The sequence below is a fragment of the Actinomadura rupiterrae genome (genome assembly GCF_024172125.1).
GTDB lineage: Bacteria > Actinomycetota > Actinomycetes > Streptosporangiales > Streptosporangiaceae > Spirillospora > Spirillospora rupiterrae.
Window position 1 is genome coordinate 270,358 of sequence record NZ_JAMZEA010000008.1, and the last position, 13,485, is coordinate 283,842.

Annotated in this window: 10 protein-coding genes, 1 tRNA gene and 1 other RNA gene; 2 read left to right on the forward strand and 10 right to left on the reverse strand. The window is 70.5% G+C overall.

Translation table 11 applies throughout. The features are described from left to right. Nucleotides 1-972 precede the first annotated feature (972 nt). A complete protein-coding gene (locus tag FHU30_RS28675; RefSeq protein ID WP_253879932.1) occupies nt 973-3,663 on the reverse strand; it encodes a DNA polymerase III subunit gamma and tau in 2,691 nt (896 codons plus the stop codon). A gap of 39 nt (nt 3,664-3,702) precedes the next feature. Beyond that, an RNA gene (gene ffs, locus FHU30_RS28680) (signal recognition particle sRNA small type) lies at nt 3,703-3,798 on the reverse strand. 60 nt (nt 3,799-3,858) lie between these two features. Between ffs and FHU30_RS28685 the strand changes: the two genes are divergently transcribed. Next, a complete protein-coding gene (locus FHU30_RS28685; protein WP_253879934.1) occupies nt 3,859-4,209 on the forward strand; it encodes a DUF952 domain-containing protein in 351 nt (116 codons plus the stop codon). A gap of 10 nt (nt 4,210-4,219) precedes the next feature. After that, nucleotides 4,220-4,307 (forward strand) — tRNA-Ser (locus FHU30_RS28690). Nucleotides 4,308-4,436: 129 nt separating this feature from the next. Here the strand turns inward: FHU30_RS28690 and FHU30_RS28695 are convergent. The 8 genes from FHU30_RS28695 to FHU30_RS28730 form a co-directional block, all read right to left on the reverse strand. Then, nucleotides 4,437-5,099: a hypothetical protein gene (locus tag FHU30_RS28695; protein ID WP_253879936.1), complete on the reverse strand. Its 663-nt coding sequence runs from the start codon at nt 5,097-5,099 to the stop codon at nt 4,437-4,439. A 561-nt stretch (nt 5,100-5,660) separates the two neighbouring features. Next, nucleotides 5,661-6,923: a tyrosine-type recombinase/integrase gene (locus FHU30_RS28700; protein ID WP_253879938.1), complete on the reverse strand. Its 1,263-nt coding sequence runs from the start codon at nt 6,921-6,923 to the stop codon at nt 5,661-5,663. Nucleotides 6,924-6,940: 17 nt separating this feature from the next. After that, the gene (locus FHU30_RS28705) at nt 6,941-7,147 is read right to left on the reverse strand and encodes a helix-turn-helix domain-containing protein (protein WP_253879940.1); all 207 of its coding nucleotides are present in this window, start codon (nt 7,145-7,147) and stop codon (nt 6,941-6,943) included. 182 nt (nt 7,148-7,329) lie between these two features. Beyond that, entirely contained in the window at nt 7,330-9,333 is a 2,004-nt protein-coding gene (locus FHU30_RS28710) for a YfjI family protein (RefSeq protein WP_253879942.1), read from the reverse strand. Nucleotides 9,334-9,411: 78 nt separating this feature from the next. Beyond that, the gene (locus FHU30_RS28715; RefSeq protein WP_253879943.1) at nt 9,412-9,681 is read right to left on the reverse strand and encodes a hypothetical protein; all 270 of its coding nucleotides are present in this window, start codon (nt 9,679-9,681) and stop codon (nt 9,412-9,414) included. Between the two features lie 143 nt (nt 9,682-9,824). Continuing rightward, nucleotides 9,825-12,023 (reverse strand): FtsK/SpoIIIE domain-containing protein, encoded by a 2,199-nt coding sequence (locus tag FHU30_RS28720; protein WP_253879945.1) that lies wholly within the window; start codon nt 12,021-12,023, stop codon nt 9,825-9,827. Continuing rightward, a complete protein-coding gene (locus tag FHU30_RS28725; RefSeq protein WP_253879947.1) occupies nt 12,023-13,093 on the reverse strand; it encodes a DUF2637 domain-containing protein in 1,071 nt (356 codons plus the stop codon). Before FHU30_RS28725 ends, FHU30_RS28720 begins: the two co-directional genes overlap by 1 nt. Next, entirely contained in the window at nt 13,090-13,434 is a 345-nt protein-coding gene (locus FHU30_RS28730; protein WP_253879948.1) for a hypothetical protein, read from the reverse strand. The genes FHU30_RS28725 and FHU30_RS28730 overlap by 4 nt, the downstream gene beginning before the upstream one ends. Nucleotides 13,435-13,485 lie beyond the last annotated feature (51 nt).

Below are 13,485 nucleotides of genomic sequence, written 5' to 3' on the forward strand. Positions count from 1 at the left end.
CGCCCCGTGCCTCATCCCCGCCGCGTCCGACCTCCAGGGCGAACCCCCCGCAAGCCCCCATCACACCCCCAACCGCACACCCGAAGAAGCCCCTGCCGCACCCCGCCCCACCCCGAAACACCGCCGGGCCCGCGACGCGCACCCCTTGCCGCGAACGCCCAGACACGTCCCCCACCAAGCGCCACCCACGCCCGCACCGAACGCCCCGAGCAAGACCCGCAGAGCACCCCGGCACACCCCGCACCTGCAGTCCCGCACCTGCAGTCCCGCACCCGCGCCCGCGCCCGCGCCCGCGCCAACAAAACCCGGCTGTAAGCCTCCTGCGCACGGCGCCCGAACACGCAGCACCAGGGCGCGCGTGCCCGAACATGCGGCCTGGACGCGCGTGCCCGGACGCGCGTGCCCGGACGCGCGTGCCCGGACGCGCGTGCCCGGACGCGCGTGCCCGAACGTGCCTGCCCGAACGTGCCTGCTTGGACGCGCGTGCCTGGACGCGCGTGCCCGAACGTGCCTGCTTGGACGCGCGTGCCTGGACGCGCGTGCCCGAACGTGCCTGCTTGGACGCGCGTGCCTGGACGTGCCTGCTTGGACGCGCGTGCCTGGACGCGCGTGCCCGAACGTGCCTGCTTGGACGCGCGTGCCTGGACGCGCGTGCCTGGACGCGCGTGCCTGGACGTGCGTACCTGGACGTGCGTGCCTGCCCGATGGCCCCGGTGCGGGCATCGCCAAGCGTGCGTGCCCGAGCATGCGGGGCGCCAGAGCGCGCAACGGCTGGGCGTGCGCTGCCCGAGTCTGCGTTGCTGGGCGTGCTCGCGAGTGCGGTGCCCGAGCGCACCGCCTCCAGGCGCGTCCGGGGCGCATGAGGCTCGAACACGTGGGGCCCGCCCGGGTGAGGCGCGGCACGGGAAGATCCGGGCGCCCAGGGTCCGAGCCCGCGAGCGTCCGGGCGTCCGGGCGTGCGGGCTTCCGGGGTCAGGTGTTGTCGATCTCGCGGATGATCTGCCCGCCGAGTTCGCGCTGGATCAGTGCCATGCCTCCGGACTCGACCTCCGTGCCGTCGTAGTCGGCGTCGCCTTCCGGGTCCACGACGTCGATGTCGTCGGGCGGACCGGGCTCGGAAGGCGGGGGCGGCTCGTCCGGAGGCGGCGGCAGCGGACCAGGGTCCTGGGACGCGCTGTCCCCGGCGCCTCGCGGGGCGGATGGCTTAGCGGCCTGGTTCGCGGGCCCCTGAGCTGGGGCGGACGGCCCGGGAGACGGTTGCGGCGCGGGCTGCGAAGGCTGAGCCGGCGGCGGAGCGGACGGGGTCTGCGGAGGACTGGCCGGACGCGGACCCGGAGCGGGCGGGGGCGCCGGGGTGGACGCGCCAGCGAATCCGGCAGCAGGTGCGCCGCCGCCGAAGCCTCCCCCGGATGCGGGGCGTCCCGCATTAGGGGCCGGTGCGGCTACGCCGTGGACCGCCTCGATGCGCCAGTCGACGCCCAGGCGCTCCTTGAGGACTTCGCGCAGCACGGTGTCGCGGTTGCCCGCGGTGAAGTTCTTGAGCGCACCCTCGGCCTCGAAGGAGAGGGTGAGCTGGTTCCCGACCAGCCCGATCGGCCGGACGCCGTTCATGATCGAGACCCAGGCGACGCGGCTCTTGAACTTGACCGCCTCGACGATCTCCGGCCAGCGCTGCTGCACCATCGACACGTCCCCGCCGCCTTGCGCAGGCGCACCGGCGCCTTGCGGAGAGGAACCGACGTTGGACGCGGCGGGATTGGACGCGGCGGCGTTGGAAGGCCCGGCGGGAGCAGGCCAATCCGAACCCGCTCCGGCCCCGCCCGCCTGGCCGCCAGAGCTGGAGGAAGCCGCAGCCGCTCCTCCTCGACGCCCGTCACCCGAGCCGTCGTTGGCCCCCTGGCTGGAGCCACCGCCCTGGTTGGAACCGCCGCTTTGGCCGGCCCCCTCTTGCTGGGCGCCGCCTCCGTGCTGTCCGGCCCCGCCATGCTGGGTGGCGCCTTCCTGCTGGGCGATCCCCCCGTGCTGGGCGGTCCCTTCCTGCCGTGCGCTTCCTCCGCGCTGGGCGGCGCCCCCGTGATCGGCCTCACCGCGAGCGCCTTCGCCACCACGGTTATCCACAGAACCGCGTTCGCCTTCTGGGCTTCCCGTGGGCCGTTGGACACTGGAAGTGGGGTCGCCCCCCTGGGCGGGCGGGGGTTGCTGGGACGCCGGAGGTTGCTGGGACGCCGGAGGTTGCTGGGACGCCGGAGGTTGCTGGGACGCAGGAGGTTGCTGGGCCCCTGGAGAAGGTTGCTGGGACGCGGAAGGGCGCTGGGACGCCGGAGAAGACGCAGGAGCAGAAGAGTGATCCGCGGAAGCAGAGTGGCCCGCAGAAGCAGGGTGGCCTGCGGAAGCTTGGCCGCCCACCGACCCTTGAGGAGCCGACGAGACCTGCTGGGCGGACCCGTAAGAAGCCCCCTGGGACGGCATCGCGCCACCGGCCGCGCCGACGAACCCGCCCCCCGAAGCCGCAGCCCGCTCAAGTCGATCAAGCCGGGCCATCAGGGACGCCTCGTCCCCGTAGGCCGCCGGCAGCAGGATCCGCGCCGCGATCAGTTCCAGCAGCAGCCGCGGCGAGGTCGCCCCCCGCATTTCGGTCAGCCCGGTGTGCAGCAGGTCGGCGGCCCGCGTGAGCTCCCCCGGCCCGAGCGACGACGCCTGCCGCCGCATCTGCTCCAGCTCGTCCGGCGGGACGTTCAGCAGCCCCGATCCGCCCGCCTCCGGCACGTTCGACAGGATCACCAGGTCCCGGACGCGCTCCAGCAGGTCGGCCGCGAACCGCCGCGGGTCCTGCCCGCTCTCGATCACCCGGTCGATCGCGGCGAAGACGGCCCCGCCGTCCCGCGCCGCGAACGCGCCGATGACCTCGTCCAGCAGCGCCGAGTCCGTGTAGCCGAGCAGCGAGACCGCGCGGGCGTACGTGATGCCCTTCTCGTCCGACCCGGCGAGCAGCTGGTCCAGGATCGACAGCGTGTCCCGCGCGGATCCGGCCCCGGCCCGCACCGCGAGCGGCAGCGCGGACGCCTCGTAGGGGACGTCCTCGGACTTCAGGATCTCCTCGACGAGCTCCTGGAGCGTCCCGGGCGGGATGAGCCGGAAGGGGTAATGGTGCGTCCGCGACCGGATCGTCCCGATGACCTTCTCGGGCTCGGTCGTCGCGAAGACGAACTTCAGGTGCGGCGGAGGCTCCTCGACGAGCTTCAGCAGCGCGTTGAAGCCCTCCCGGGTGACCATGTGCGCCTCGTCGATGATGTACACCTTGAAGCGCGCGGACACCGGCGCGAAGAACGCGCGTTCCCGCAGGTCACGAGCGTCGTCCACACCACCGTGGGACGCCGCGTCGATCTCGATCACGTCGATGTGCCCGGACCCCGTGGGGCCGAGCGCGACGCACGAGTCGCAGGTCCCGCACGGATCGGGCGTCGGCCCCTGCTCGCAGTTCAGGGACCGCGCCAGGATGCGCGCGGACGAGGTCTTCCCGCACCCCCGCGGACCGCTGAACAGGTACGCGTGGTTGATACGACCGTTGCGCAACGCCTGCTGCAGCGGCTCGGCGACGTGTTCCTGCCCTTTGAGCTCGGCGAACGTCGCGGGACGGTACTTGCGGTACAGAGCCAGGCTCATCGGGGGCCGCCCTCCCTCGCGCAGCAGAGCGTCAGAAGCGAAAAGGACCCCCCGCACACCCGCCAGAGCCTGCTTATCCTTGCTGCCTTCCGGCCCTGGGGAGGTTCACAGGGTGACGCCGTGCGAGGGGTCTGCCCAGAGTCTATGACATCCACCGTGCCGCTCGCGCCCGTCCCGCACGTAGGCTCCACCACCATGACGGACCAGACCCCCTCCTCACCACCCGAAACCGTCCTGCACATCGCCGAACGCGCCCGCTGGGAATCCGCCCGCGCCTCCGGCGAGTCGTACGCGATGTCCACCCGCGGCCGGACGCTCGCCGAGGAGGGCTTCATCCACTGCTCCTCCGACCTCGACCAGGTCCGCACCGTCCTGGGGGCCTTCTACAAGGACGTCCCGCCCTCCGACCTCGTCCTGCTGACCGTCTCCACGCAGGGCCTGGACGTCCGCCTGGAGCCGGCCGACGGCGACCTCTTCCCCCACATCTACGGCCCGATCCCGCTCTCGGCCGTAATCGAGGTTCGACCAGTCCCCGACAACCGCTAAGCTATCCAGCGGAGGATTCGCCTAGTGGCCTAGGGCGCACGCTTGGAAAGCGTGTTGGGGGCAACCCCTCACGAGTTCAAATCTCGTATCCTCCGCCAGCCTGCTAGCAGGCTAAACGCGCTGAAGGCGGCACCTACGGGGTGCCGCCTTCACTGCGTTCTAGTCTCAGTTTTAGTCTCACTTGCCCGGCCCAGAGGACGGGCAAGTGAGCTAGTCCACGTCAGCACTCAGTGATCAGTGCCGCCGTCACCGCGCCTGACACCGCTTGCAAGCCCTGCGGCGGTACGCGAGAGAGTCTCGGTCCACTGCTTGCGCTGAGCCTCAGACTCGCGGGCAAGCCTCATCGCCGGCCCCGCCAGCTCCTCAGCCCACCGCTTCCACTGAGCCTCGGCCTCGCGGGCCAGCGTCACCACCGAGGGTGAGAAGGCCTCGGCCCACTTCTTGTGCTGAGCCTCCATCTCCTCAGCGATCTTCATGGCCGGCTGCACCGAGGCAGCCAACTGACGGGCCGTCTCCTTGCGCTGAGCCTCAGACTCGCGGACGAGCACCGCCAGCTTGGGCGAGAAGGCCTCGGCCCACTTCTTGCGCTGAGCCTCAGACTCGCCGACGAGCACCGCCAGCTTGGGCGAGAAGGCCTCGGCCCACTTCTTGTGCTGAGCCTCCATCTCCTCAGCGATCTTCATGGCCGGCTGCACCGAGGCAGCCAACTGACGGGCCGTCTCCTTGCGCTGAGCCTCAGACTCGCGGACGAGCACCGCCAGCTTGGGCGAGAAGGCCTCGGCCCACTTCTTGCGCTGAGCCTCAGACTCGCCGACGAGCACCGCCAGCTTGGGCGAGAAGGCCTCGGCCCACATCTTGTGCTGAGCCTCCATCTCCTCAGCGATCTTCATGGCCGGCTGCACCGAGGCAGCCAACTGACGGGCCGTCTCCTTGCGCTGAGCCTCAGACTCCCGGGCAAGCCTCAGCCCGGGTTGGATGCGGGACCACAGCGCCTGCCGACGCGCAGCTTCCTCAGCAATCATCCGCAGAGACAGCGGCGCTCGTGCTCCATACGAGGGGCTTTCCAGGGACGGAGCCCCGTCGTTCCCAGTCACGGAGCCTTCTCGTGCGTACTCGCTCGCAGCCCGCGTGTAGCTGATGCCTTTCACAGCCTTCAGCTTGCGGATCTTGCGTTTGCGGCCCTGACTACGACCCATGATCGAACTTCTTTCAGCGAAGCCCCCACGTCGCCTCGCACAAGTCGATCGGCGTTCGCCGGGCATCTGCGAAATCACGCTGAGTCCAGAGTTCTCTTATCCTCAGCACCAGGAGCGACGTGGGCGCTCATGGCTCGGAAGTAGGCCAGCGTGTTGGCCAAGCCACAGACTACACCTGATCAAGCTTCGACGAGGAAGCCAAGACGAACGCGCCCAGCAGGACGCTGGGCGCGTTCCAAGATGCGAAAGACCTGATCAAAAGTCGCCGACGGGAGCCATTCCTTCATTCTCGTCGTCTTCGTCCTTGCCGGGCTCCCAGAGGAGGCCACCGACGCGGGTCGCGACGTCGTTCCGGATGGCGTCGCTCATGTGCTGGTAGCGCTTGGCCATGGACGCGCTCGACCATCCCATGATCGCCATGGCCGTAGGCGTCGGGACGCCGAGGATGAGCAGGACTGTGGCGGCTGTGTGGCGGGCGTCGTGGAGTCGGGTCTCACGGAGCCCGGCCGTCTCCAGAAGCGCTTTCCACTCGTGGTAGTCGGTGTTCGGGTTGAGGGGCTGTCCGTCTGGCTTGGTGAAGACGTAGTCGTTCCCCTGCCAGAGCTGCCGTGCGGCCTTCCGCTCGGCCTTCTGCTTGGCCTGATGCTGCTTGAGGATCTTCGTCAGGTGCTCAGGGAGACCGATCGTCCGGCGTCCGGCCTTGGACTTGGTCCGACCAGTCTCCGCCCGTGTCTGCTTGCGCTTGGGGCAGTAGCCGGCTTTCCTGCCGCACGGGCTCTCTTCCCCGCATCCGTGGGCGTACTTCGGACGCAGGCGTCCGCGTCGCACCCGGAGCATTCCCGCCTTGAGGTCGATGTCATCCCACTTGAGGCCGAGTGCCTCGCCCTGCCGGAGGCCAAGGGCAAGCGCGAGGACCCACCGGGCGCCATTGCGCGACTGATTCTGGGCGACAGCGAGAAGCCGCTTAATCTCGTCGATCTCGTACGGCTCCGGTTCCTCCTCGTCCAACCTGGGGGCCGTCGCAAGGGTCACCGGGTTGGTGCCAAGGTGCCCGCGCTTGACGGCGACGTTGAGCGCGTTCCGGAGGGTGCGGTGGACGTGGTGTGCGGTACCGGCCGAGAGGCCGCTCTCCTGCATCTTGGCGTAGAGCTTCTCGCAGTGCTCCGGCGTGAGCTTGTTCAGGCGGTGAGCGCCGATGCCGGGGATGAGGTGCTTCTCCACGTCCACGCGGTACCCGGAGTGGGCGTTCTCCGAGATGCTCGGCGGGATGGCGATGTTGTCGATCCAGTGCGTCAGCCACTTCTCGACGGTCCAGCGCTGACCGGCCTTGGGCATCTTCCCCTTGTCCCGAAGCTTCTCCAGCTCTTTGACCTTCTCGGTGACCGTGGTCTTGGACTTGGACATCACGTGGCGGCGGTCAGGCTTGCCGTTGTCCTTCGTTCCGACCGTCACACGACCGTGCCAGTACCCGTCCTTGCCGAGGTAGATGCTGGACCTTCCGTTCGCGCTGCGTCCCATGCGGAGACCTCCGGTGATCAGTTGGCTTGGACGGCGGCCAGAAGGCCGGAGACGTAAGTGGCGAGGCATTCGGCCGGGACGCGGCGCAGACGGCCGATGGTGACGCTCGGCACCTCGCCGGAGGTGATGAGGGCGTACATCTGGGTTCGGCCGATGCGGAGGCGGCGGGCGGCCTCTTCGACGGTCAGAAGGAGGTCGGTGTCAGCGGTGGTCGTGGTCGTCACTGGGACCCTCCAGAGGTGAGCGGCGGCGGGTTCCGGTGCCTTCGCGGCGCGGCACCGTGGCAGGCTTCACGGGCGGCGCGGCGGGGGTCTGCAACGGCGCAACGGTCCACAGAATCCACAGGAATTCGTTTCTGTGGATTTCGTGTTGCGTTGCGGCGTTGTCCGGCCGTGGCCGGGGGCGCTCACTGGGCGTCTCCGGCGGGCGCGTTCGCGGCCTCGGGGTGGACTTCGTAGGCGACGGAGGGCGTGCGGCCCGCACCCTTGCGGGGAGGCGCGGGAAGCCGGCGGATCCAGCCGTGGGACTCCAGGACGCGGAGTCCGGCGTCGGTGTCGGTCACCTTGGCGAAGCGGGACCGGAGCGCCTGGACGACGTCGCGGGCGGTGAAGCGCTCGGTGCCGGTGCGGCGGATCCACTCCAGCAGCGCGCGGGCGTCGGCGACGGCGGGATCTGCGCCGATGGCGTCGTAGGCGGCTTGGGCGTGCTGGGTGAAGTACTCGCCGATCTGGTGGGCGTTGGTGAAGGTCGCCAGGGTGATCGGGCGGTCCCATCCGGTGCGGAGGTGCTCGGCGAGGTGGAGCAGAGCGGAGATGCGCAGGATCGCGCCGACGAGCTTGCCGCCCCAGTCGGGCATGTGGGCGAGGTCGCCTCCGGGACGGAACCGCTCCTCGGTGTCGCGCAGCAGGGCGATGACGGCGGCCTCGGCTTCGGGCGTGAAGCGCAAGGTGCGCGGCTCGTCCAGGGCGGCCAGGGACAGGACCAGGGCCTTGACGTTGCTGGCGTAGGTGTCCAGGACGGCGGCCGGGACTGGGTCGGGGTCGGCGCGGCGGAAGCCGAGAAGGGACTTGGGCACCGAGCACAGCAGGCGGGCAAGGAAGCCCTGTTCGCGGAACTCGGGGGTCTCGCCGAGGCGGGCCAGAACGCCGGGCTGGATGCAGACCCCGAGGGTGAGGGTCGCGGCGGTGACGTCCTCGCCTTCGCGGCCCATGCGGTCGGTGCGCATCTCCTCGCCCGCGTGGCCGGAGAGGAACACCTCAAGGTCGGGGCTGCCGGAGTAGCGTCCGGCGAGGATGGAGAAGATCTTGCCCTCGGGGGCGAGGATCGCGAAGCGTCCGCCCTGCTCGGCGAGCATGGACGTGAGCTTTTCGACGGTGGCGTTCGCGGTGAACAGGCGCGGTTCGGCTGGGATGCGCGTCTCGTCCAGGCGGAGCGCGGCGTCCTGGGCCTCGGCGAGGCGTTCGGCGCGGAGGATCTCGTCCACGGCGTTCACGGCGGCGCGTTCGGCCTTCTCGGCGTCGGCCTCGGCGACCTTGCGGGCAAGCTTGGCCTCGGCGATGCGCGGCGCGGCGGCGCGGACGAGTTCGGCCTCCGCAGCCTTGAGAGGCGCGGTCATCGCCTTGTAGACCTCGGACTTGCGGTTGCCCGGAGGCAGCACGACGACCGTGTAGAGGTTGGTCGGTTCGGTCCAGGTCGTTCCGCGGACCCACACCTTGCCGCTTGCTGCGACGGCCAGGACGGCGAGGGCGAGTGATCCGGCGAGGTCGGCCGGGGTTTGGGTGGCCTCGGCGAGGGCGGACACGTAGTCGCCGAGCCAACCGGGGAAGCACCAGACCGGGAACGCCGGGAGGTCGTCGGAGGCTGCGCCCCACAGCGGCGCGGGGGCCGGCCAACCGCGCGTGTCGGGTGCAGTGACGGCGGAGATCTCGGTTGCCACGGCGGCGCGCAGCTCGGCGATGTCGTCGCCGGATGAGGCGTGGCCGAGCTGGGCTAGGCGCGTGCCCGTGGCGACGACCTTCCGGGCGTAGGCCAGATCCCGGAGCATGTGCGCGTAGTAGGCCACGTTCACGGCGGTCGGGACCTGGGAGATCAGGGTGTGCAGATAGGGCGCTCCGCCGACCTTGGCGATATCGCGCGGACCGATCGCGGCGGCCACGGCGACCGGATCACACGGCGCGCCACGGTCGGCGAGGCTGAGGATGCCGTCCCAGATCTGGGCGTGGGCGGGGCGGTAGAACTCCGAGCCGTCCAGCAGGCCGCGCGCCTCGCCGAGGGCGACGGCCGAGAGCATCGCCGAGCCGAGGACGTGTTGCTCGGCTTCAACGCTGTGCGGCAGGGGCCGGATGAACTCGGTTCCGTCCGGCGCGTCCGCGCTGTCGATGATCAGGCGGAGTGAGGGCGTGGCGTTCACGGTGGCCTCCGGGCAGTGCGGCGGGGTGCGGGCGGCCGGTCCGGGTGCCGCGCGGAGGCGGCACCCGGACGGCGAGGGCTATTTCTTGGCGCGGTCGCGGGTCGTCTTGAGGCCGGTCAGGATGCGGCGGCCGATGCGGAGCTGTCCGCCGGTGCCCTTGCAGTGGCGGCAGTAGCGCCACGCCTTGCCGGAGGCCGAGCGGTGCTTTCCGCCGTCGCAGTAACGGCATGGCCGATACGGGTAGATCGCGCAGTGGATCAGGTAGCCGACCGTGACGACGGGCAGGAGCAGGAACCAGATTCCGGGGCTGGACGAGTGGTGGCTAGAGGCGGCGATGAGGGCATGCAAAGGAGTCCTCCTGACCTGTTGGAGAGGTTCTCGCAGGTGGGGGGTCTAGGCGCTAGATCACTGGTCAGAGCGCGGATGGGGCTCTAGAGAGGGCTCTAGGTCTAGAGAGGACGGCCTCTAGACCTAGAGCCGGTCGCGGAGCGTCAGCGGCTCCGGGCGCGGCTGTTGTCCAGGGCGCTGAGGACGTGCTCGCGGTGTACGCCCTTGAGGTTGCGGCCCTTGCCGGTTTCGTCCTGTCCCCAAACCTGGGGTGTGGTGATGCCGTGCGGCTTGAGGGCATTGGACAACTGGGTGGCCTTGCCCTTGCCGTCCTGGTCGGCCCACGGGCCGTAGATGATCGGGCGGAGTTCGGCGAGGCGGTCCACGATGGTCTGAGAGTGGACCTTGTCCTCACCGGGGGCCATGACGGCGAGGACGTCCTCCAAGAGGTTGGTTCCCTGGTCGTCGGCCGGGGTGGTGTCCTCTCCGGCCGCGTAGCCGGTCAGGGTGCCCGCCGTCTTGCGGACCGCGCGGGCGCGGGCGGCGATGACGTCGGCGGCCGGGCCGTCGATGTAGTACGAGCGGCAGATCTGCGGGTCGTCGGCCTCGCCCACCAGGTAGCCGATGCCCTTGTCCTGTTTGGTGAACGTGGTCGCACGGACGCCGTTCTTGTACATCGACGTGCCAAGGATCATGTCGTTCTCGGTCTGTCCCATGACCCGCAGGCAGTAGCGGAGCCCGACGTTGGCGGACACGCCGGTCGGGAGCGAGTCCTTGTCCGGGCGCTGCGTGGCCAGCAGGAGGATGATGCCGAGCGCGCGGCCGCGCTTGATGATGGCCGTGGCCTTCTCTCCGGCGTCCTTGCCGACCTCGTCGTCCGCGAACAGCTCTTGGCATTCGTCGATGACCAGGACGAGCGGGAAGAGCTTGAGTGACCGCTTGGCGGCGAGTTCGGGCGTGACCTTGTTCTCCGGCCGGACGTCCTTGGGCAAGCTCGCGATGGTCTTTGCGCGGCGTTCCAGCTCGGCATAGACCTCGTTGAGCGAGGCGAGGCAAGCGCGCTTGGTCTCGTCGTCCGCGCCGGACGCGTAGTGGTGGGCGTACTTCTCGGAGAAGTCCAGGTCACCCGTCCCCTTGAGTTCGAACACGCGGACCTGTGCCTTGGGGTCGAGCCCGGCGGCCAAGAGCAGGGGCTTGAGAGCGAACGTCTTGCCCGCACCCGGCATCGCGCCGATGAGCGCGTTCGCGTACATCAGCGTGAGCATGACCGGGCGTCCGCGCTGGTCGGTGCCGAACGGGACGGCCTTGAACAGGTCGGCGCGGCCGGACTTGGCGAGTGGCCATGCGGGCGGCTTGACGCTCTTCATGTCCTGGTCACCGACCCACAGGACGAGCCGTCCGGCGTGCTGCTCGTTCGCCGGTTCGGGCCACACGCAGCCCAGCGGACGGCGGAGGCCGGAGGCGAGGCGGTCCCGGCGCTCCATGATGTCCGACACCGTGACGCCGTACGGGAGATCCACGTCCGCGCGCCATCCGGGACCGTCGCGGGTGATCGGGGCGGGGAAGGTGATCCCGCCGCCGCCCTTGGCCATCGCTTTGTTGATCTCGGCGATACCGAGCGAACCGAGCGCCCGGACGACAACCTCGGAGGTGAGCTTGGGGGCCTTGTGCTCGACCACGGCAACGTCCAGGACGCGCTTGTCCTCCGGCGTGCCGATCCAGCCGAGGAACAGGACGAGCGCGGTGAACACCGTGGCCTGCGTGACGCCTCCGGCCGCGCTCACGGCGGCCACGCCGAGCCCGCCGCTGGCGGCTCCGGCGAGGGCCATCAGCCGACGCCAGCGAACGCGGTCGTTCCGCTCGTGGACGAGCTTGAGGTAGGCGTCAATGTCGTTGCGGTCCACGGCGTAGGTGCGGAGCGGCATGCCCTCGGCGTCGAAGGTCCAGCGCCACGTACCGCGCACGACGCGGGCCAAGCCGCGGGGCGACCGGAGCGTCAGCCGGACGCCGTACAGCGGGACGCGAGCGGCGTGGTAGCCGGCGACGTGTCCGGCGTAGCCGAGCGCCCATCGGACGGTGGCGGTCGCCTCGTCGCGGTCGCGGACCCACGGCGCGATGATCGGGCGACGCTGCGCGCGCTCGCCCTCGGCGCGCCGCGCCTGGACGCTGGGACGGCGGCCGGAGTCGGGCGTGTCCACCAGGACGCGCCCCTCCAAGACCGTCCCGTCCGGACGGTCCCGCTCGTCCGCGCTGGACGAGTCGGCCGCTCCGTCCTGGACGGTGGACTCCGAGGCGTCGTCGGCCTCGGGGACGCGCCGGACGGGCAAGTGAACGACGTCGGCCATGGGCTTGGGGAAGGTCATCAGGCTGCCTCCTCCTGCGTGGTGGGCGTGCTCGTGGCATCGGGGGTCTCGGTCTTGAGGCGGGTCAGCAGGGCCCCGACGCGGGCGTTACCGGCGGCCCGTCCGGCGTCGCGGAGTTGGGCGGCGAGGGTGTCCCGCGTGAGGGCTTCGCCCTTGGCTTCCAGGTCGGCGGCGATGCGCCATCCGAGCGGCATCAGGTCGCTGACATCCGGCGCGCTCGTCCGGGACGAGCGGCGGGACCGTCCGCGCTTGGGACGCGCGCTCTTGGGCGGACGGGGCGTCTCGTCCGTCCGGGACGGCTCGGGGGCTTCGTCCGCGCTCTCGTCCGAGGACGGTCCCGCTTCGATCGCGGGCCGCTCGTCCGGACCGGAGACCGGGACGAGTTCACCGAGCCGGTACAGCGTCCGGACGCGTCGAGGAGCGCTCCAACGCCATTTGAACGCGCCATAGGAGTCCTGGAGTTCGGTCAGGGCGAGGAGCCGAGCGCGCTCGCGGCCGAGGGCATCCCGGTAGGAACGGATCTCCCACAGCACCATCCGACGCCACAGCGCGGCCGTCCGCAGCGGAGACAGAAGCCAGCGAGAGGGCCGGATGCTGTCCATCCGCGTCCCGTTCTCGACTCCCGCCCGGACGCGGACGACATGCGCCCCGATCTCCACCGCCAGCACCCACAGGCACGGCAGGACGGCGTGAGCGACCTTGCCGAACGGCGTCGCCTGCTCGGCGACGTTGAGATAGACGGTCGCGGCGGTAAGCGTCCACGGGATGAACCGCAGCCAGCGGACGCGCATGTCGAGCCGGGCGAGGACGATGTCCAGCGCGGCGAAGATGGCGATGCCGAGGTCAATGCCGAGCGGCACCGACCAGGACAGCCGACCGAAGGACGGACGGGCGGCCTCGGCGACGGCCGCGAAGCTGTTGACGAACCCGAGGAGCCCGAGGACGGCGACCAGGGCGGCCACGGTCGCGACGGCGGTGAACTCGTTCTGAGTGAGCGGACGAAGCGAGGGCTCGTCCGCCTCGGCGTCGTGCCCGAACGAAGGCGGCGGGGACATCGGCGCGACAGTCACGCGGCGCTCCTGTTCTGGTGAGCGGATGCGGTGTGGGACGCGTGCATGGCGCGGCTAGCGGCAAGGCTCGCGTCGATACGGGCGTCCCGAGCCTCGGAGTCGATGCGGTGCTCGGAGACGAGCGCGGCCCGCGCGTCGTACAGGGCGCGGAGCGCAAGGTCGATGTGCTTGATGGCCTCGCCTCCACGCGCGGTGTACGGGCTGCCCGCCGTGCTTCCGTCGCGTCCGGCGTGCCAGATGCGCAGAGCCTTGGCGGCCTTGAACAAGGCGAGTCGGGCGCGGCCGAGATGCTCGGACGAGCCGAGATCGGGCGGAGGCGGGTAGTTGGCAAGGTCGGTCATGACGTTGCTCCCAGCGAGGCGAGGAGGGCGGCGAAGGCGGTAGCGGAAGCG